Source organism: Arcicella aurantiaca (assembly GCF_003148625.1).
Taxonomy (GTDB): Bacteria; Bacteroidota; Bacteroidia; order Cytophagales; family Spirosomataceae; genus Arcicella; species Arcicella aurantiaca.
The window spans coordinates 89,183-110,197 of the sequence record NZ_QGGO01000002.1; the positions used below are offsets into that span (position 1 = coordinate 89,183).

At 36.7% G+C, this 21,015-nt stretch carries 12 protein-coding genes; 5 read left to right on the forward strand and 7 right to left on the reverse strand.

The features are described from left to right. Window positions 1–71 precede the first annotated feature (71 nt). Window positions 72–1,472, reverse strand: coding sequence for a 3-isopropylmalate dehydratase large subunit (leuC, locus tag LV89_RS02065; protein WP_109741201.1), 1,401 nt, complete (start codon window positions 1,470–1,472; stop codon window positions 72–74). A 623-nt stretch (window positions 1,473–2,095) separates the two neighbouring features. Further along, entirely contained in the window at window positions 2,096–2,557 is a 462-nt protein-coding gene (tnpA, locus tag LV89_RS02070) for an IS200/IS605 family transposase (RefSeq protein WP_109741202.1), read from the reverse strand. Window positions 2,558–2,816: 259 nt separating this feature from the next. Here tnpA and LV89_RS02075 point away from each other — a divergent pair, with 259 nt between their 5' ends. After that, window positions 2,817–3,893, forward strand: coding sequence for an alpha/beta hydrolase (locus tag LV89_RS02075; RefSeq protein WP_109741203.1), 1,077 nt, complete (start codon window positions 2,817–2,819; stop codon window positions 3,891–3,893). A gap of 171 nt (window positions 3,894–4,064) precedes the next feature. After that, window positions 4,065–5,609: a phytoene desaturase family protein gene (locus LV89_RS02080; RefSeq protein ID WP_109741204.1), complete on the forward strand. Its 1,545-nt coding sequence runs from the start codon at window positions 4,065–4,067 to the stop codon at window positions 5,607–5,609. A gap of 44 nt (window positions 5,610–5,653) precedes the next feature. Here the strand turns inward: LV89_RS02080 and LV89_RS02085 are convergent, their stop codons facing one another. From LV89_RS02085 to LV89_RS02095, 3 genes are all read right to left on the reverse strand, one after another. Next, on the reverse strand, window positions 5,654–6,547 hold the full coding sequence (locus tag LV89_RS02085; protein ID WP_158279489.1) for a DUF4349 domain-containing protein: 894 nt from the start codon (window positions 6,545–6,547) through the stop codon (window positions 5,654–5,656). Between the two features lie 98 nt (window positions 6,548–6,645). Beyond that, on the reverse strand, window positions 6,646–10,827 hold the full coding sequence (locus LV89_RS02090) for a M36 family metallopeptidase (RefSeq protein WP_109741206.1): 4,182 nt from the start codon (window positions 10,825–10,827) through the stop codon (window positions 6,646–6,648). Between the two features lie 340 nt (window positions 10,828–11,167). Further along, a complete protein-coding gene (locus LV89_RS02095) occupies window positions 11,168–12,082 on the reverse strand; it encodes a sulfite exporter TauE/SafE family protein (RefSeq protein ID WP_109741207.1) in 915 nt (304 codons plus the stop codon). Window positions 12,083–12,319: 237 nt separating this feature from the next. Between LV89_RS02095 and LV89_RS02100 the strand changes: the two genes are divergently transcribed. From LV89_RS02100 to LV89_RS02110, 3 genes are all read left to right on the forward strand, one after another. Beyond that, window positions 12,320–15,376, forward strand: a complete 3,057-nt coding sequence (locus LV89_RS02100; RefSeq protein WP_229201457.1) for a M16 family metallopeptidase — start codon at window positions 12,320–12,322, stop codon at window positions 15,374–15,376. A 234-nt stretch (window positions 15,377–15,610) separates the two neighbouring features. After that, entirely contained in the window at window positions 15,611–16,189 is a 579-nt protein-coding gene (locus tag LV89_RS02105) for an NAD(P)H-dependent oxidoreductase (protein ID WP_109741208.1), read from the forward strand. Between the two features lie 300 nt (window positions 16,190–16,489). Next, window positions 16,490–18,913 carry a ribonuclease R family protein gene (locus tag LV89_RS02110; protein ID WP_109741209.1) on the forward strand — a complete coding sequence of 808 codons (2,424 nt, stop codon included), beginning with the start codon at window positions 16,490–16,492 and terminating at the stop codon, window positions 18,911–18,913. A 173-nt stretch (window positions 18,914–19,086) separates the two neighbouring features. On the opposite strand, the gene LV89_RS02115 is transcribed toward LV89_RS02110, so the two are convergent. Both LV89_RS02115 and LV89_RS02120 read right to left on the reverse strand, forming a co-directional pair. Next, a complete protein-coding gene (locus tag LV89_RS02115) occupies window positions 19,087–19,791 on the reverse strand; it encodes a sulfite oxidase-like oxidoreductase (protein ID WP_109741210.1) in 705 nt (234 codons plus the stop codon). Between the two features lie 180 nt (window positions 19,792–19,971). Next, the gene (locus LV89_RS02120) at window positions 19,972–20,964 is read right to left on the reverse strand and encodes an aspartate-semialdehyde dehydrogenase (protein ID WP_109741211.1); all 993 of its coding nucleotides are present in this window, start codon (window positions 20,962–20,964) and stop codon (window positions 19,972–19,974) included. Window positions 20,965–21,015: the final 51 nt, after the last annotated feature.

Below are 21,015 nucleotides of genomic sequence, written 5' to 3' on the forward strand. Positions count from 1 at the left end.
TTTTTTAACGTCCTCCCCGTCTTAGCGGTGATTCTATTTTTTTAGCGTCTTAGCGTCCTTGCGGTGAAAACCTACAAGAATTGTCTTGGGTCAGTAACCACACCCGTCACCGCTGCTGCTGCTGCCACTAATGGAGAAGCCAAAAGCGTTCTTGAACCCGGACCTTGACGACCTTCAAAGTTTCTATTTGACGTTGAAACGGCGTATTTTCCAGCAGGAATTTTATCGTCATTCATCGCTAAACAAGCTGAACATCCTGGTTGACGAAGTAAGAAACCTGCTTCTGTCAAAACGTCCAAAATACCTTCTTCTTTAATTTGTGCTTCTACAATGTGCGAACCTGGAACTAACCAAGCAGTTACATTATCCGCTTTTTTACGACCTTTCACGATTGAAGCAAATGCACGGAAGTCTTCAATACGACCATTTGTACATGAACCTAAGAATACATAATCAATTGGTTTACCGATGATTGACTCGTTTTCAGCAAATCCCATATAACCTAATGATTTCTTGTAACTTGCTTCACCATCAATTACTTCACTTGCCAAAGGAATATTTTTAGAAATACCTGTTCCTAAACCTGGGTTTGTACCGTAAGTAATTTGTGGTTCGATATCAGCAGCATTATAAGTATATTCAACATCGAAAGTTGCACCTTCGTCTGTTTTCAATGTATTCCAATAAGCTAATGCTTTTTCCCAAGCTTCGCCTTTTGGTGCTTGCTCACGACCATTCAAGTAGTTGAAAGTAGTTTCGTCTGGAGCAATCATACCACCTCTTGCACCCATCTCGATTGACATATTACAAACTGTCATACGTCCTTCCATCGTCATATTTTCGAAAACCTCACCAGCATATTCACAGAAATATCCCGTTGCACCTGCCGCCGAAAGTTGAGCGATAATATACAAAGTAACATCTTTTGGCGTAACACCTTTTCCTAATGTACCATTGATAGTTACACGCATTTTCTTTGGTTTAGGTTGCATGATACACTGCGAAGAAAGTACCATTTCAACCTCAGAAGTACCAATACCAAAGGCAATTGCTCCGAAAGCACCGTGCGTAGAAGTATGAGAGTCACCACAAACGATAGTCATACCCGGAAGAGTAATACCATTTTCTGGCCCAACTACGTGAACGATACCATTTTTCTGATGTCCTAAGCCCCAGTGAGAAATACCGTGTTTCGCTGAGTTTGTCTCCAATTGTTGTAATTGGTTAGCAGAAAGTGGGTCTTGTACAGGTAAATGTTGGTTAATCGTTGGCGTGTTGTGGTCAGCAGTAGCGAAAGTACGATTGTTGTACATAACGCCAATTCCACGACCTTCTAAGCCTAAGAAAGCCACTGGACTTGTTACTTCGTGGATAAAGTGACGGTCGATAAAAAATACATCTGGACCATCTTCAATTTTACGTACAACGTGTGCATCCCACACTTTGTCGAATAAGGTTGTTGGATTATTCATATTATTAAATTTATTCTCTATTTGATTATTCTACAAAAGTTATGCTTCTCCGAAGCATAAATCGCAACTTTAAACCCTTTTTCTACAAAGGTTGTGCTTCTACGAAGCATTGACGAAAGGTTAAATCCTTAACGACAAAGGTTGTGTTTCTACGAAGCATTGACGAAAGGTTAAATCCTTAACAACAAAGGTCATACTTCTACGAAGCAAAAATCGCAACTTTAAATCCTTTTTCTACAAAGGTTGTGCTTCTACGAAACATTGACGAAAGGTTAAATCCTTAACGACAAAGATTGTGTTTCTACGAAACATTGACGAAAGGTTAAATCCTTAACGACAAAGGTCATACTTCTACGAAGCATAAATCGCAACTTTAAATCCTTAACAACAAAGGTCATACTTCTACGAAGCATAAATCGCAACTTTAAATCCTTTTTCTACAAAGGTTGTGTTTCTCCGAAACATCCTCACATATCTTTAATTAATTGATTTTCTTAAGATTATCACAGGTATAACCTCGGAGAGGTTTAAACATTTGTAGCAAAAAAATATGAATGGGAACTAAACTTCGGAGAAGTTTAACCTTAAAATCAATTCCTCAACTATTCAGATAATTCCTACGTTTAATCAAACCATTCAAAAAATTCTTTCCTACCTATTTCAATTCCAAAATCATCACAAAACTTCACAAACTCTTCTTGAAACGTCTTTTTATTATGATGTTCTTTCTGATTGAGAATATACTTACAAACTGCATCTATTTGTGAACGACTATGTGAAAAAGCTCCATAACCATTCTGCCATTCAAACTTAAATTTTGACAGTTTTTCGTTTTTTATAAAATCATTTGAGGCAACTTTTATCTCTTTTACTAAATCTGAAATTGCTTCAGCGGGTTTTAATCCCACAAAAATATGAATGTGATCAGGCATTCCTCCAATAGCTAATAATTTATGACCTCTTTCTTGAATCGTGCCTGTTATATACTTATGCAAGCGTTCTTCCCAATCTGAATTAATTAATGCTTCTCTATTCTTAGGTGAGAATACAAGATGAATATATAGTTGTGAGAAAACATCTGCCATTTGTTTTAAGGTTTTGCTTATCGGAAGCGAACTAATTGATGATTGAACATTTTTAAACTATTAAGTATTTCACCTTACAAATTTCCAAATAAATACTCAAACATTCATACCGACAAACGCCCAAACAATAGCGTTTTTAGTCCAAAACACCAAAAAGTCTTAAAACCTTATTGATAAAAATTAGTTTTATACAGAAAGCAGGATAACTGAAAGAGAATATTGCGTACTTTTACGGATTGATAACCCAGTAAAAAATTAGATGAGTAAGAATATATTGTACTTTGAATTAACCACGCCAGTTGAAGATGAACGCCCTGTATATATTTCTGGAAACTTTAACGCTTGGCTACCTGATAAAGAAGAGCTTAGATTAGACAAAGTCGAAGATGGCAAATACGCTTTAAAATTTCCAGAAAACATAAAGCTCCCCGATACTTTTGAATATAAATACACAAAAGGTGGTTGGAACCAAGTTGAATTAGACGAATTTGGGAATCCAACAGGAAACCGTGTAGCCAAAAATAAAACAGGCGTTTTCCATGATTTTGTCCCACATTGGAGATTAGATGGTGAAAACCTTTCAGAAAATCTTATGCCCGAAGTTCGTTTGATTTCTGATGAATTTGAAATGCCTCAGTTGGGTAAAAAACGTGCTGTTTATATCCTTTTACCTCACAATTACGAAAAATCAACCAAACGTTATCCTGTTATTTATTTGCAAGATGCCCAAAATCTCTTTGGTAATGGTTCTGAATTTGGTAATTGGGGAATAGACAAACAATTGGCAGTTTTGGCAGCTCGTGAACACGGTGATGTTATTGTGGTAGCTATTGCACACGGCGGTGACGAACGTTTTGAGGAATATTCTCCGTACAGCAATCCCAAATTAGGCAAAGGACAAGGACGAAAATATGCTCAGTTTTTAGCCAAGACTTTAAAACCATACATCGACAAAAACTATCGTACCATTCCCGACCGTGAATCTACGGGGATTGGTGGAAGTTCTTTGGGTGGTTTAATTAGTATTTATGCAGGTTTGATGTTCCCAGAAGCATTTGGAAGATTGATGATTTTCTCTCCTGCTCTCTGGATTTCTCCTAATATTTATTTCGACGCTATTGATTTTCTCTCACATTTACCCACTCGTATTTATGTATATGCAGGAGGGCAGGAAAGTACGGCGATGATTCCCAATGTTGAAAAATTAAAACAAACCTTTGAGCGTCAAGGAGTTAAAAAAACCGAAATCAATATTTCTCTTGACCCAGAAGGTGGACACAGCGAAGACCAATGGGGCAAAGAATTTCCGAAAGCAATGGAGTGGCTGTTTTTTTAGTAATTGTAAAATAGATTTTAGAATGCAGAACAAGGAATTGAGAATGTAAAAGTGAGTTCAATAAAACTTCTACATTTTTAGTTCCTTGTTCTGCATTTTGCCTTTGGTGACAATTGAAAAATTTAACAAAAAAAGATTTTGTGTTATCTCTACATAAAGTCAAAATAAAAAATGAAAAAAGTCGCCATCATCGGAGCAGGTATTGCGGGAATTGCCTCCGCTATTCGTTTGGCTCACAAAGGTTTAGACGTTTCCGTTTATGAAACTAATTCCTACGCAGGTGGAAAGTTGAGTAGCTTTGAACTAAACGGCTACCGTTTTGATGCTGGCCCTTCACTTTTTACACTTCCCAATTTAGTTACTGAACTGTTTGAGTTAGTTGGTAAAAACCCCGCTGATTTTTTTGAATATGAACAACTTAATGAAGTTTGTCGGTATTTTTGGGAAGACCAAACCCGACTAACGGCATGGGCTGAACCGCAAAAATTCGCCCAAGAAGTTGAGCAAATTACAGGCGAATCTGCCGAAAAAATCGTGCAATTTTTGAAAGAAAGTGCCTTTAAATATGACGTTTTAGACGGACTTTTTCTACAAGATTCTCTACATAAATTATCAACTTGGGCATCTCGAAAAGCTTTAAAAGGTTATTTGAATCTTCCGAAATTAGGTATTTTTGGAACGATGAATGATGCCAATGAAAAGCTATTTTCAAATCCTAAAATCGTCCAACTTTTCAATCGTTATGCCACTTATAACGGTTCAGACCCTTACCAAACACCCGCAACGCTCAATATTATTCCACATTTAGAGTACAATATTGGAGCATTTTTTCCGAATAAAGGCATGGTTTCTATTACTGATTCTTTGGTAAAATTGGCTGAAAGTCTGGGCGTTCAATTTTATTATGAAACAAAGGTGGAGGAAATTGTAGTGAAAAATGGAAAAGTAACGGGGGTAAGAATTATGCGTGAAGAGTTAGAAGGAATGGGGAATGAAGAAGATAATGCAGATACCTTTATACCTCATAACTACGACCTTATACCTCATAACTCCAACTTCATACCTACCGACTCCGTCATTTCTAACATGGACGTTACGCATACGTATCGTAAACTTTTACCGAACGAAAAACATCCGAATTTCTTACTAAATCAGCCCAAATCGAGTTCTGGAGTTATTTTTTATTGGGGAATTAAAAAGCAATTTTCAGAATTGGGCTTGCATAATATTTTCTTTAGCGATAATTATCAAGAAGAATTTAGGACGATGTTTGATAAAAAAACCATTTATCACGACCCAACGGTTTATATCAATATCACCTCAAAACATAAAACTGACGATGCCCCCGAAGGCTCTGAAAATTGGTTTGTCTTGATAAATGCCTCTGCCAACGAAGGACAAAATTGGGACGAAATTATCCGTCAGACCAAAGAAAATGTATTGCAAAAAGTTAGTAGAATTTTAGGGCAGAATATTGCAGCATTAATTGAATGTGAGGAGATTCTCGACCCAAGAACGATTGAATCAAAAACCTCCTCAGCACAAGGAGCATTGTACGGCAATTCGTCAAATAACCGATTTGCAGCATTTTTGAGGCACGCTAATTTCTCTTCAAAAATCAAGAATTTATACTTTGTTGGTGGAAGTGTTCACCCTGGTGGTGGTATTCCGTTGGCTCTTTCTTCGGCAAAAATTATGAGCGATAATTTTAAGTAACACAGGCTTTAGCCTGTTTGATTGACGACAGCCTAAAGTCTGTGTTACAAATTTACTTTTACTCGCTTTTTGTACAACCAAAATCCCCCGAAAGCTAATAAAATCACAAACCAAAGTCGGAATATAACCACCACAATATCCTCAAAAATGTACCAACCTTCTCGTACACTTTGCCAAATTCTCAGAAATAAATTGGGTTGAAATGCGTGCGTATTTTCAATATTGGGCAGTTTTTCCTGCATAATTGCTATGGGCTGATAAAGATGCAAAGTGATTGTACTATAATTGACTTCGTCTTTCAATTTTAAATTGAGGACTTGGTTTTGGTCGGCTGACGATTGGTGATTGTATAAATTCTCCTCCGCTGATGAGGTTTCGGATAACTTTTTCCCTTTTTCATCAATGGCATTTTCAAATCGTTTTTCAAATTTTGAGAAGCGTTTTTTCTGCAATTCATTACTAATAAATGACAAACTGACATCTTCAGCAGAAACCGTCTGATTATCTAAAAACGCCATAATTGGTTGTAATTCTCTCAGTGTTTTCTCAAAATATTCGTTCGGAATTCTTAGCGTAATTTCATTGCTGGCTTCATAGGACTTGCTTCTTAAAATTGAGTCTTCACTAATTTCTATGTCATTGATATTAAAAACTTGCGTAGATAATTCGTTACGAACAATAAAACCCTTGTATTTATCAACTAAATCCTCCACGACGTTAGTGGCATTCTGAACATTATTAACCTTAAATCTGACCTCAGCGGTACGAATAAACTTGCGGTCTTGCGGTGAAAGAGGTATTCCTGCATCAGCTTGGGTTTCTACCGATGTGGTATCCGCCAAACCAAAATTAGAAGCACTTTCTGCTTTCTTTTCTGAACAATTTGATAATGAAAAAGCTATCATAACGACAGCCACAGAGATGGGAATATTTTTCATTTTTGTAAAGGTTATGTTGTTTATCAAAAACGACATAACCTTTACAATTATTTCAAATAATTAAAAACTTATTAAAATTTACTTAAAATAATATTAAATTATAGTCCAATATTCAATTTGCTACTTGCATTATTAAACTTTAAAGAGCCTGTTCCATTATACTCAACGTTTTTGGCAGTTCCTATTCCATTAACGATAACGGTATGATTAGGCTGAATAATTACAGAAATTCCGACTTTAGGAATACGACTAATATCCCATGTTGATTCTATTTCCCAATCGCCAGAAGATACACTTTTTATCACCGAAGTCAGTGCCACGTTGAGAATATTACTTTTCAGAGAAGGACAAGCTAAAGTATTTTGGGTTTTCTCACAAGTGGCATAATATTGAGATGAAGCGATGGGTGAAAGTGGCATATTTACAGCAACATCATTTAGAGCTTGATACCATTTCAAAGCAGAGCCAACTCCAACACAATTCGTAGCTTTAAGCGTAATCGTATCGCCAAGCAGTAAAAGTGTATCTTTTTGAATATTGGGAATTGGAGAAATAGCATTAACCGTTACTAAAACATCTATAAAAGCACTTTGGCAGGTCAAGTTTTCACAACGTGTCTTGTAAGTGGTATTATTACTTAAATTTTCTGTGGTAAAAGTTGTGCCTGTTCCTTTTAAAATTGTTCCCGTAGAATCATACCATTTCATCGTATTTCCTAAACAAGTACCTGATAATGAGGCAATAGAATTGTAACAGATTGTCTTATTGGTTGTACCAGAAGGTAAAGAATCTATCAGTGTTTTTGTGGAAATATCCGTACCTACGCAGCCTAATCTATTGACAGAAAAATTGCTATATATGCCTGATTTTAAACCAGATACAGAAAAAGAATTATTCAAAACATTAACATTTTGAGGAGAATCAGCACCTGTATAACTTACCGAATAACTACCGTCTGGAAGATTGACTGACGTGAAATTTATACTACCATTTGATAAGCTACATAATGTTGGATTATTGGCACTTCCAGACAAAATTGTTGGCATTGGCACAGCCGTTATTGTAGCTACCTGCGAATTTGCAGCTACACAAGCACCACTTTTTAGAATAGCTCTATAATAGGTTGTTTGCGATAAATTGCTTGTCGTTAAAGAAGTCGTTGTATTGGCAATATCTGTGGCAGTAGCAAAATTGGCAACAGTTGATGATTGCCATTTCTGAACATTTCCTTTTTGTCCAGACAGTGTCAATGTAGAAGTATTTGTGCCTGCACAAACAGAAGTTGTTCCTGTAATATTACCTCCAACGCTTGGCGGATTTATGGTAAAAGTGGTAGCAGTTTTACAGGTTGGATACAAACTATTAGAAACATAAAAAGTGGTTGTTCCTTCGGTGGCGGTATTGGTAATGCCTGAGCCAGAAATACCAACGGGATTAAATATTTCTCCTGTTGCCAAGGCAGTGCCTCCACTTGCATCTTTATACCAACTGTTTATGATTGGGAAAATCGGAATACTTAATTGTAATCTAAAACTTCCTGTGGTTAAATTGTCATACGTACTCACAACCACGATATAGGTAGTTCCTTGCACAAGCGTATGTGTAAAACTTGATTTCAGACTAACGCCACTATCATCATCACCTCTTAAAAAATTGGTAGCAGGATTGGCGGGGTCAAATGAAGTTTTATACAAGGTCATATAAGTATCATCACTGCCTGCATTACCCAAAACTGCCTGTGTAATTTCAAAATTAACGGCACCGTTACTTGGAGCTACAAAAGTATATGTTTTGTAATATACCGCCGTAATGGTACTTTCTGTAATATAAGTAGTTGTGTTATCGCCTCCACCTCTTCTATAAGTTGCTCCTACTGTTAATACACCATCAACAACATTTGTAGTGGATGCAGGAACAACTAAACCTTCTCCATTGAGAACAACACCATTCTGACAAACAGCATAATCCGAAACTGTTGGTACAATAGACGGAGTTACCGTAACTGAAACCACCTGTGTAATGGGTGAACAAGTATTAGGAGCTAATACAAAATTATATTTTACGATAATGGGGGCATTGGTTGTGTTAATTAATATTTCGCTGATGTTTGGCGTATTTCCTGATGAAGCCAAATTACTAATTCCTGCCACCACAGGACGTGTCCAGCTAAAAGTTGCTCCAACGGTTGATGAAGTTGCCACGTAATCGAAAGCAGTATTTGTACAAATATTGAAGGTTTTGGCAGAAGTCAAAGGGGCATTTCCGACGGGATTATAGTCTTCTGTAACAATTCTATCATTCGACGATGCACCTGTTGAGGCATTTACGCCTAAACCTCTACGTGCAAAGGCTTGCCCAATAGCACAACGATAACGTCCATTAAATAATAATTGGTCTGCTTGTAAAATTGCATCTCTGGCATCTACAAAACTTGGGCTACATGGTTGCAATCTCAAGCCTTCATTAACCAATTTTAGGGCAGCAGCATTTCCTCTCAAATCAGCAATTACCGTTGGAGTTTCATAGATATTATTCACAATTTGGTTATCCTGCAAGATAATTGCCCATGTCATATCCCAGAGCATAGTAGCCCAAATAGAACCTATTCCGTGAGGCTCTGAAAAACTGACATCGCCAACTTTTGCATAGGTTACAGGAGCATTAATATTTGCCATGTCATACGAATAACGATATGGACGTATTCCTGCCCCAGCAGTAGTTTGCCCTAAAACGTAAGTTCCGATTCCTCTGGGAATATTGGCACTTGTCACCGTAGGAGTTAGTGATGCCCAATTAGTAGTTAGCATTAGGGTAAGATAATCACTCCAACCTTCTCCACCTTGTTCTACATTATCCAAGCAGTTTGAATTGGCAGGACCTCCCGTCAAACGTATTGACCAACCGTGTCCGTATTCATGGGCAATAATACCATTATCGAAATCTCCATCAGGCTGAAAAGAAGGAGAACCAACATTACTCCACAAATACATTTGCATACGTCCGTTTGTACCATCAGCGGGCGGATAAAAATTGGCATTATTTGTACCACCACCATCTTGTGCATCTGCAAAAACGTAGTCGTTGCCAAGCCCTCCTCTTCCTTGATTATTATTCTGAAAATTACCACTTGGTTCATCAAAACCATATCGCCAAAGCACATCATGAATTAAATTATTCCAATAAAATAAATTGGTAATGGCTGCATTTTGATTTCCCGTAGAAGTGGCTAATCCTTTTGTGTAAGCATAGTTAAAGTCTAAAGTTGCCGACGTTGGGCTATTTCCAGGAATATCATCATCATTCACATCTTCCTGAGCCCACACATTATTTCCTCGGGTGGTGGTATAATTGGTCGTTCCATCATTATGCCAACCATTGGTAGCACCCGGCCCACTTGATGCAGGGAAAAAACGAGTGTATGGACTTGTTACGGCTGTTCTTGTTCCATGAATTGGGCTTTCAATTGGATAATCAAAAACTTGATAGGAATTTGCCGCCACAGCCAATTTTGCAGTATTTTGAGTAGCAAGCGGAGAGGAATTTTCCGCACATTCGTGAGGAGTCGTCAAATGTTCTGGTGTTCCAAAATTACAGTGAATGATATTATCTTGTTGACGAATGATTTCTCCAGAATTAGCATCAATATGAAAACTCCACGCATTTTGCTGATTTTTTGCTAAAAACTTTACATTCCAAGCAAGAGCCAATTTAGATTTCGTCACTTTGTTTTCTTGTATATCATAAGGCAACCAATAAAGTTTGACTTCTATGTTATTATCAGCAATAGTCGCATCTGTAAATGACGTTTGAGTCGCTATGCCATTGAGTAAATTTTTAGGGTTAATCTCCTGTAAATTAGCCGCACTGATTCCGAGTTTCGTTAAAGTTTTGTTTAATGCCTGCGTTGGACTAACACTTAGTTGTTTCAAGCTAACGGGTACTTTTTCTGCAACATTCTCAATAAATTTATTGGCTACATACTGAACTTGCCCATCTTTTAGTATCAAATTTAACATTCCATTATACACTTCGATAGACTGATAAGTTTGATTAAAATATATGTGATACCAGCCTGTTGTTGGTGATAAATAGGCACTCGAAACCACCATTTCGTTTACATCAGAAGAAAGTAGTTTATATTGGTTGGTATGGTCTGACAAATATTTTTTGGCGGATTCAATTTCGGTTTGTGCCTGAGAGGATACCGAAAAAAACAAACTCAAAAACAGTATTATTTTAAATTTGAACCCAAAAGTAAAATACGTAAAATTAGACTTCATAAAATGAGGCTTTAGTTAGTGTGGCTAATTAATGTAATGATTATATTAGAACTTCTCGGGCGAGTATTGTATTGAAGAGTTTTGTGTAAGGCTTCAAATGTAAAATTAAAATATTGAAAAGGGTAATATTTAAGATAAAACTATTACAAAATTTATCTTTTGGTCATTGTTGAAAAATTGTAAATGCTCAAAATACCTTGTAAAAAGCAAAAAGGTCAGCAATTATGCTGACCTTTCTATTTATTGAAATTAAGAAATCTTGTAAATATAGGCTATGCTTGATTATTCGGTAAGTTCTACCCCTAAATCCTAACCGAGCGACGGTCGCCCCTACTTATTACTAAAAGTATGCTTTCATTAAAGTACGGCTGCTCAAATAAATAATCAATAAACCAACTACAATGGTCATTGGTCTTCTTTTGATTTTATTAACGAAAAATGCTCCGAACGGTGCAGCAACAACGCCACCAATTATCAAACCAGCAATTACTTGCCAACCGTTAATTCCTTCAAAAAGTAAAAAGGTAATACCACTGGCAAATGATATGGCAAACTCAGCCGCATTTACAGAACCAATGGTATAACGTGGGTCACGACCACGCCCAATAAGCGTTGAAGTTACGATTGGACCCCAACCACCACCACCAACGGCATCCATAAATCCACCAAAAACGGCTAAAACACCTAAGTTTTTAGTCTTCTTTTTAACATTATTATTTCTCAAACCTTTAATAATAATCATCACCGCCAACACAATCATATAAACAGCAATAAATGGCTTGATGACTTTTCCATCAATAACATCCGAAAGTAAATAAGCACCCACAACTGAACCAATTACCCCTGGAACTAATAAATAAGTCACCAAACGCTTATTTATATTTTTGAATTTGTAGTGAGAAAGTGCCGATGCCCCCGTTGTGAACATTTCAGCCACGTGTACACCCGTACTACTAATAGCGGGCGGAACGCCTACTGATAAAAGGAAAGATGTTGAAGTTGCACCATAGCCCATTCCTAAAGTTCCGTCAACTAATTGAGCAAAAACGCCAATTAACAAATAAATGAAAAAATCTTGATTCAAGCCTGCAACCAATTTATCTACCGAAAACAATGCGTGATAGTTATATATCAGGATACTCGCAAGACCAACCAATAAAAAGGCAGGAATACCAATCCAAAGTAACTTGGATGAGTAAATGTTATTTTTAGAAACATTCGTAATGCTTGGTTGCGAAGGGGATTCTACGTTCATTGGGAAGTTATTATTATTTTTAAAGAAAAAGTTTTTGACTGTGGAGTACAACTCAATTTTTTCACAAATATAATCATTCTATTTACTCTATCAAACCAATAGAGTAAAATATTTTTCAATAAGGAAAATATCGCAACTTTTCATTTGATGAAAATGTATTCAAAAATTACTATTTACGATGGACTTTTCAGGCTTTATAAAGATTATTTTAAATCGTCCTTGTGCTTACAATCAATTATGTTAAAACATATTAAAAAACCGACCGTTTATCAAAAAGAACAAGTTTATTTCAAGAATTATCACTTTATTGCAATTATTAAATCTAATCTAAAATCTACTTTTACGATGATTAAAGGACGCTTACAACTCTTAGCAATAGCTTTTTTGCTATGCTTCTCATCAACATTTGCTCAAAAAACGTATGAATGGAAAACTGCAACCTCTGGCGGATATACCTATAAATACGTGAGCAACGACCCCATGAAAGCCCGTTTTTATACGCTAACAAACGGTTTAACGGTTATTTTGAGTGAAAATCATAAAGAACCACGCATTGCGGCTCTTATTCCTACTCGTGCAGGTTCAAATACTGACCCACGTACTAACACGGGTTTAGCCCACTATTTGGAACACATGCTTTTTAAAGGAACTGATAAATATGGTTCTTTGGATTGGTCTAAAGAAAAACCATTGCTCGACCAAATTGATGCTCTTTACGAAAAGTACAACAAAACAACTGACTCTACTCAACGTAAAGCCATTTACAAGGAAATCGACCAGAAATCTGGAGAAGCAGCCAAATTTGCCATTGCCAACGAATACGACAAAATGATGGCTTCGATGGGTGGACAAGGCACAAACGCTTTTACTTCTTATGAACAAACAGTTTATACCGAAGATATTCCCGCAAACGCTCTCGACCGTTTCTTGAAATTACAAGCTGAACGTTTCAGAAATCCAATTCTTAGAATTTTCCACACGGAATTGGAAGCTGTTTACGAAGAAAAAAACCGTAGTCTTGATAACGATAACTGGAAAATGTATGAAGCTCGTAACGCTGCACTTTATCCAACGCATAATTACGGTCAACAAACAACCATCGGTACGATTGAGCATTTGAAAAACCCTTCGTTAGTGGAAATTCGTAACTATTTCAAAAAATATTACGTACCCAACAACATGGCAATTATCATGGCAGGAGATTTTAATTCTGATGAACTCATCAAGAAAATTGAAGCTTCTTTCAAATACATGGTTACTAAGCCAGTTACAGAATACAAACCTGCTCCAGAAGCTCCCTTAACAACTCCAGTTGTGCGTGAAGTATTTGGACCAACTCCCGACAATCTTTCTATTTCTTGGCGTTGGTCAAGTTCTGTAAATGCGAAAGAGAAAATCGTTGGAACAATTGTAGATGAATTGATGTCGAACTCAAAAGCAGGTTTAATTGACCTTAATTTAGTAAAAGCTCAAAAGGTTTTAAGAGCAAGTTCAAGTCCTGAGTGGAACAAAGATTATTCAACTTGGTCGATGACGGCAACGCCTAAAAAAGACCAAAGTTTAGACGACGTAAAAGCCTTGTTATTAGGAGAATTAGATAAACTAAAAACAGGCAATTTTGACGAATCTATCATCAAAGCAATTGCGGCTAACTATAAATTAACTGCCATTCAAGGTTTAGAAGATAATACCTCACGAGCGTATGGTTTGTTAGGAAGTTTCATTGCATCAAAAGCAACCAACTGGAACGACAATGCGGCAATGAACGATGCTTTGGGTAAAGTTACCAAGCAAGATGTAATGGCTTTTGCTAAAAAATATTGTGGTGATGGTTACGTAGTTGTGTACAAACGCAAAGGAACTGACCCTAAAATTACTAAAGTTGATAAACCAACTATCACGCCAGTAGAAGTAAACCGTGAGGCACAATCTGCCTTTTTGAAAGATGTCAATGAAACACCAATGGCAAACATTCAGCCTAAATGGTTAGATTTCTCGAAAGACATGAAAAAAGGTAAAATCGGGAATTTAGATGCTTATTATGTTCAAAATACAGATAACGATTTATTCAGAATGTCATATCGTTTTGACATGGGTTCTTGGAATAGTAAAATCTTGCCAATTGCTTTACAATATTTACAATTTGTAGGAACTGACAAAATGAATGCCGAACAAATCAGTACCGAATTTTATCGTTTAGCAAGCAGTTTCACCCAAAACTATACCGACCACCATATCACTTTAGGAATGTCTGGTTTGAATGAAAATTTTGCCAAAACAGTAAGTCTTTTTGAAGATTTAATGACAAAATGTAAAAAAGATGATGCCGCTTTAGAATTATTGAAAGGCAGACTTTTGAAACAAAGAAATGATGCAAAATTGAACAAAGGAGCAATTCTTCAAGGCTTAACATCTTATGCAACTTTTGGAGCGAAAAACCCAAGAAATACCTTACAATTCACCGATGCAGAGTTGAAAGCACTAACGGCTGACGAATTGATTTCTTTCCTTCAAAACTTATTCTCATATAAGCATTCTATTACTTATTATGGGCCACAAACAATGGAAGGTTTAGCCTCAACAGTGAGTGGAATTCATAAAACACCTGCAAGTTTCAAGGCTGATTTACCACTTGTAGCTAATTTTGAAGCGACTTCTCCAGAAAAACCAACTGTATTATTTACAGATTACGACATGGTTCAGGCAGAAATCAACTGGGTTCGTCCAACTGTTAAATACAATGTAGCTGAAACACCAGTTGTAGAATTGTACAATAATTATTTTGGTGGAGGAATGTCGTCAATTGTATTCCAAACCATTCGTGAATCTAAAGCTTTGGCGTACTCAACTTATGCGTTCTATTTCACACCTGCAACCAAAGACGAAAAATACAGAATGATTGCGTATGTAGGAACACAAGCAGATAAAATTCATGAATCTATTGCAGGAATGAACGAATTATTAAACGTTTTTCCATCTTCTGAAAAGAACGTAGAAACGGCAAAAGCCAGCATGAAAAAGAATTATCAAACCGAAAGAATCACGCAAGACAATATCATCAATACGTATTTCAACAACCAAGAAAAAGGTATTTCGGGAGATGAACGCCAAGCCATTTATCAGGCTTTGGATAAATTAACGGTTGATGATTTGAAAAAACTGCAAGACTCTCAACTTGCCAACAAACCATATAATATGTGTATTGTGGCTTCTGAGAAAAAAGTAAATTTAGAAGACCTCAAAAAATACGGCGAGGTTAAGAAATTAACTTTGGAAGAGGTTTTTGGTTATTAATTTAAGTAACGGGTATAATTGTCCACAATTGTACCACAAAGCGTCTTCGCTTACAGGAGCGTGGATGCTCAAATCAGTTCAAACGTAGGCGTTTGAACCAGTTAGAAATTTTATTTTCGGATAAACAACAAAGGAAGTCTTTGCTCAGTGCGAAGACTTCCTTTTGTTTTGTAACTTTTTGGTACGAGCTTTGGTTATTAATAAGTATTCTCAAATAAAAAATCATATTTAAACATGAACATTGCAGTAATTGCCACATCCCCAAGACACAATAGCAACTCTTTACGCTTTTCAAAATATATTCAAAAAACACTACAAACCTCTGACTATAAAAACGTTACCGTTGTAGATTTTCATCATTACGACATTCCATCGGTTGGACGTGGTACAGTTAAAAAAGATGATTTAACGACTTTTCAAAACGAATTAATTTCAGCTTGGGAAAAAGCTGATTTAGTATTTTTTGTAACACCAGAATACAATTTTACCGTAAATGGAGACTTACTAAACGCTCTTCATCAGTTAGGTTCAAAAGACTTTGCACATCTTTTCAATAATAAAACATTTGCTTTGGCGGGCGTTTCAAGCGGAAGAGGCGGTAAAGTTCCTTGTTTAGAATTAACGACGGTGATTAACAAAATCATCAATTTCAGCAATCAATATTCGGTAGTTTCTCCACGCATATACGAGTCACACGAGACATACAAAAACCTTGATGAAAACGCAGATTCAGTAGGAAATACCATTTATGAAACTACCGTAAAAGCGTTTATTGACTATTCTTTGGAAGTGGCAAAACGTTGGAAAGCGTAAGATAAAACTTTCAGAATCTTAAAATTATTGGTTTTTCAACGATTTATAAGGTAATTATGAATATGGGCTAACGCTGACAGGGTTTGAACCCTGCCAGCGTTTTTCTCGGTATATTATCAACGAAAAAACAAATTATTTCTCTCAAAATCACTCCTTCTCATTTACTCAATTCTCGCCGTCAATCGACTGATATTTTGGAATTTGGCTAATAAATAGCGACCTTGCGGGATAGTAGCAATTGATGCTATTGCCAAAAACAACAAAACACTTCACTAACACCTAAATAACCAAAACCAAAAAATGACAGATTTAAAACCATCAAAAGAACAAAATTTTAGAAGTAGAATTAAGGCTGAAATCCTTGAATTCTTCCAACTAAATGAAGATACTGCTTGGTCACTGAACCAAGTACATAAAGCGTTTGCCATCCGTGACCGCAAAACGAAAGACCTTTTTGGAGATTTATTAACGGAACTTCACAAAGACAAAAAATTGATTCGTCAACAAGACGGTCATTATTTAGCAGATACCACCACCGAATTTGTTGAAGGACGTATCGACCACGTAAATGTCCGTTTTGGATTTGTGGTTGTAGAAGGACGTGAAGGCGATATTCTCATCAACGCTCGTGATTTGAATGGAGCTATCGATGGAGACATCGTGAAAGTATTGGTTTGGGCAAAAAAGAAAAAAGGCTCAGACCGTGCCGAAGGAGAAGTGGTAGAAATTCTCCAAAGAGGACGTGCCGAAATGGTTGGTACTATTGAAATTATGCCTCATTATGCCTTCGTTGTACCAAGTTCTAAGAAAATTTATGGAGATATTTTTGTCTCTAAAAATGACTTAAAAGATGCTCAACATGGTGATAAAGTGATTGTAAAAATCACGAAATGGGCAGAAGGCGAGCGTAAAATGGAAGGCTTCGTAAAAGAAGTTTTAGGAAAATCGGGAGAAAATAATACGGAAATGCACGCCATTTTAGCAGAGTTTGGACTTCCAAATCATTTCCCAGAACAAGTAGAAAAAGCTGCTGATGCTATTTCAACAAAAATTACTGCTACCGAAATTAAAAAACGTAGAGACTTTAGAAACATCACAACTTTCACCATTGACCCTGTGGATGCAAAAGACTTTGATGATGCTTTGAGTTTTGAGTTTTTGGAAAACGGAAATTACGAAGTAGGTATTCACATCGCTGATGTTACGCATTACGTTACGCCCGAGTCTATTTTGGAACAAGAGGCTTATTTACGTGCGACTTCGGTGTACTTGGTAGATAGAGTTGTGCCAATGTTACCAGAAAAACTTTCTAATGGACTTTGTTCGCTTCGTCCAAATGAAGATAAATTGACTTTTTCGGCAGTTTTTGAAATTACGCCAGAAGCAAAAGTTGTGAAAGAATGGTTTGGACGTACAATTATTCACTCCGACAAACGATTCACTTACGAAGAAGCACAGGAGCAGTTGAACAGTGAACAGTCAGCAGTAATCAGTGAGCAGAAATCGGAAGAAATTTCAAACATCGAACATCAAGCGACGGACATTGAAATTGAACCAAAGAAAAAAGGTAGAAAGAAAAAGGTTGAAGAGGGCGAAACACTAACACCTAACCCCCAAAACCTAACACCTAATTTCAAAAAAGAACTTACAATCCTCAACCAACTTGCTCATAAATTGCGAGATGAGCGTTTTGCCAAAGGTGCGGTAAATTTTGAGACGGTGGAGGTTAAATTCAAATTAGATGAAGACGGAAAACCTTTGGGAATTTATCAAAAAATACGTGTTGATTCGCACAAATTGATTGAAGAATTCATGTTACTTGCCAATAAAAAAGTAGCAGAATATGTATTTAATCTAAAGAAATCTGAGCCAAGAAACACGATGGTTTATCGTACCCACGATGCTCCAGACCCAGAAAAGCTCAAAAATTTCTCAACATTTGCTAAGCGTTTTGGCTACACAGTTGATACTGATACTACTAAAATAAGTGCATCTTTCAATGAATTAATGCACGATGTAGAAGGAAAACCAGAGCAAAATATTTTAGAGAATTTGGCGGTTAGAACGATGTCAAAAGCAAAATATAGCACCGACCCAATCGGTCACTTTGGTTTGGCATTTCCATTTTATTCGCACTTTACGAGTCCAATCAGACGTTATCCAGACATGATGGCTCACCGAATGTTGCAACATTATCTCGACGGTGGCGAACCTTTAGAGCGTGCCTCGTGGGAACAACGTTGTAAACATAGTTCTGAGCAAGAGAAAATGGCTGCCGAAGCCGAGCGTTCTTCTATCAAATATAAACAAGTGGAATACATGAGTTTGATGGACGAAGGCAAAGTTTGGGACGGTATCATTTCGGGCGTTACGGAGTTCGGAATTTTCGTTGAAATTACAGAAACGGCTTCGGAAGGATTAGTTAGAATGGTAGATTTGAAAGACGATTTCTACGACTACGACCGTGAAAATTATAGAATTGTTGGACAAAGAAACGGACGTGTTTTCACTTTTGGCGATAAATTACAAGTAAAAGTAAAAGAATGTAATCTGGCTCGCAGAAGTATGGATTTATTATTAGTAGGTGGTGACGAGAAAATGAGAAAAAGTAAATCTAAAGCTCCAAGAGGTAGAGAATCAAGACATAAATCAAGTGATTCGAGGTCATCAAAAGGCGGTAAACGCTCAAATTCAAAAGATTCTGATAGAAGAAAAAGAAGATAAATAATATGTAGAGACGTTGCCTGCAACGTCTCTTTTATTTTATCAAGAAAAGCAACGATTTTTGCAACATAATATCAAAAACGTTGCGGGGAACATAATACAAAGACGTTGCGGGGAACATAATACAAAGACGTTGCAGGCAACATAATACAAAAACGTTGCAGGCAACGTCTCTACGAATATCTGTCATTTCTCCAAGGGTATGCCGTATTTGAATATCCTCTTTCCTCCCAAAAACCTAATTTATTTTTAGGCATAAATTCCAATCTTTTTATCCATTTCGAGCCTTTCCATGCGTACAATTGTGGCGTAATCATGCGTAAAGGACCTCCATGTTCTACTGCAAGTGGCTGACCGTCAACGGTATGACCTAATAATACATCAGGTTTTAAAGCTTCTTCCAAAGAAATATTAGTTGTATAAGTATCATAACCGTAACACATAATATGCGTAGCAGTTTCTTTAGGTTGTACCAATGCCGCCAAATCAATCAAACTTACCCCTTTCCAAGCCATATCCAATTTCGACCAAGTTGTTACACAGTGAAAATCAGAAACATCTTCTGTTTGAGGCAAAGCCATGAAATCGTCCCAAGTTAAAATCACAGGATTTTCAACTTCTCCGTCAATAATTAAACGCCATTTATCCAAAGGAATTTTCGGTTGGTAACCCAAATCTAAAACAGGCCATTTAGTTGTCAACGTTTGCCCAACGGGTGTATTTGGCATTCCATGACGATTAATTTCTCCTTTTCCCTGCGGTTTTTCATCCGCCATGGAAGGGGTCAACTTCATTTTTTCCTCAAATCGAGCCTTCAATTTCATGCGGGCTTCAATAATACGGTCGAGTTTATTATCTTGAATTTCTTCGTTTTCCATTTGTTGAATATTTAGTATCGTTCTAACGTAAAAAAATAAGAAAAGGTTTATAAAATCTATTCAATAACTCAAAGTAGTCGGCGTTTAAAACACTGACTACTTTACTGTTTCAAAATCACAAAAAAAGAGACAAAGCAATGTGCTTTGTCTCTTCATAAATAAATCAAACCTTATTAATCACTAAATAAGACCGTTTTTAGCTAATGCTTCACAAATTTGTACTGCATTTGTAGCAGCTCCTTTACGTAAATTATCAGCTACAATCCACATATTTACGGTATTTGGTTGAGTTTCATCACGACGAATACGTCCTACAAAAACCTCATCTTTACCATGTGCATTGATTGGCATTGGATAAACAGCATTTTTAGGGTCATCTTGTAAAATTACACCTTCTTCTGCTGCTAAAATGCTCTTAATTTCTTCTACATCAAAATCGTTTTCAAACTCAATATTTACTGATTCTGAGTGACCACCAATCGTAGGAATACGAACAGTTGTTGCAGTTACTTGAATCGAGTCATCCATCATGATTTTTTTCGTTTCATTCACCATTTTCATTTCTTCTTTGGTATAACCGTTATCCAAGAATACGTCGATGTGTGGTAAAACGTTTAAGTCAATTTTGTGTGGATAAACCGCAGGAACGTCTGCACGTCCTTCACGTTCTGCAAAAAGTTGGTCAACCGCTGCTTTTCCTGTACCTGTTACTGATTGGTACGTAGAAACAACAACACGTTTGATTTTGTATTTTTTATGTAATGGATTCATTACTACCACCATCTGAATCGTTGAACAGTTAGGGTTTGCAATGATTTTATCTTCTGATGTAAGTGTGTGAGCGTTGATTTCAGGAACAACCAATTTCTTAGTTGGGTCCATTCTCCAAGCTGATGAATTATCAACTACTGTGATTCCCGCCTCTGCAAATTTTGGAGCTAAATTAAGAGAAGTACCTCCACCCGCTGAGAAAATTGCTACGTTAGGTTTCATCTTGATAGCATCGTCAAAACCTACTACGGTATATTGTTTACCCTTAAACTCAACCTGTTTACCCACTGAACGCTCAGAGGCAACTGGAATAAGTTCTGTTACAGGGAAATTACGTTCCGCTAATACTTTTAGGATTTCGCCACCGACCAAACCTGTGGCTCCGACTACTGCTACTTTCATTGTAATTAATTGATTATTAAATGATTATATAAAATACTTTAATTGAATTAG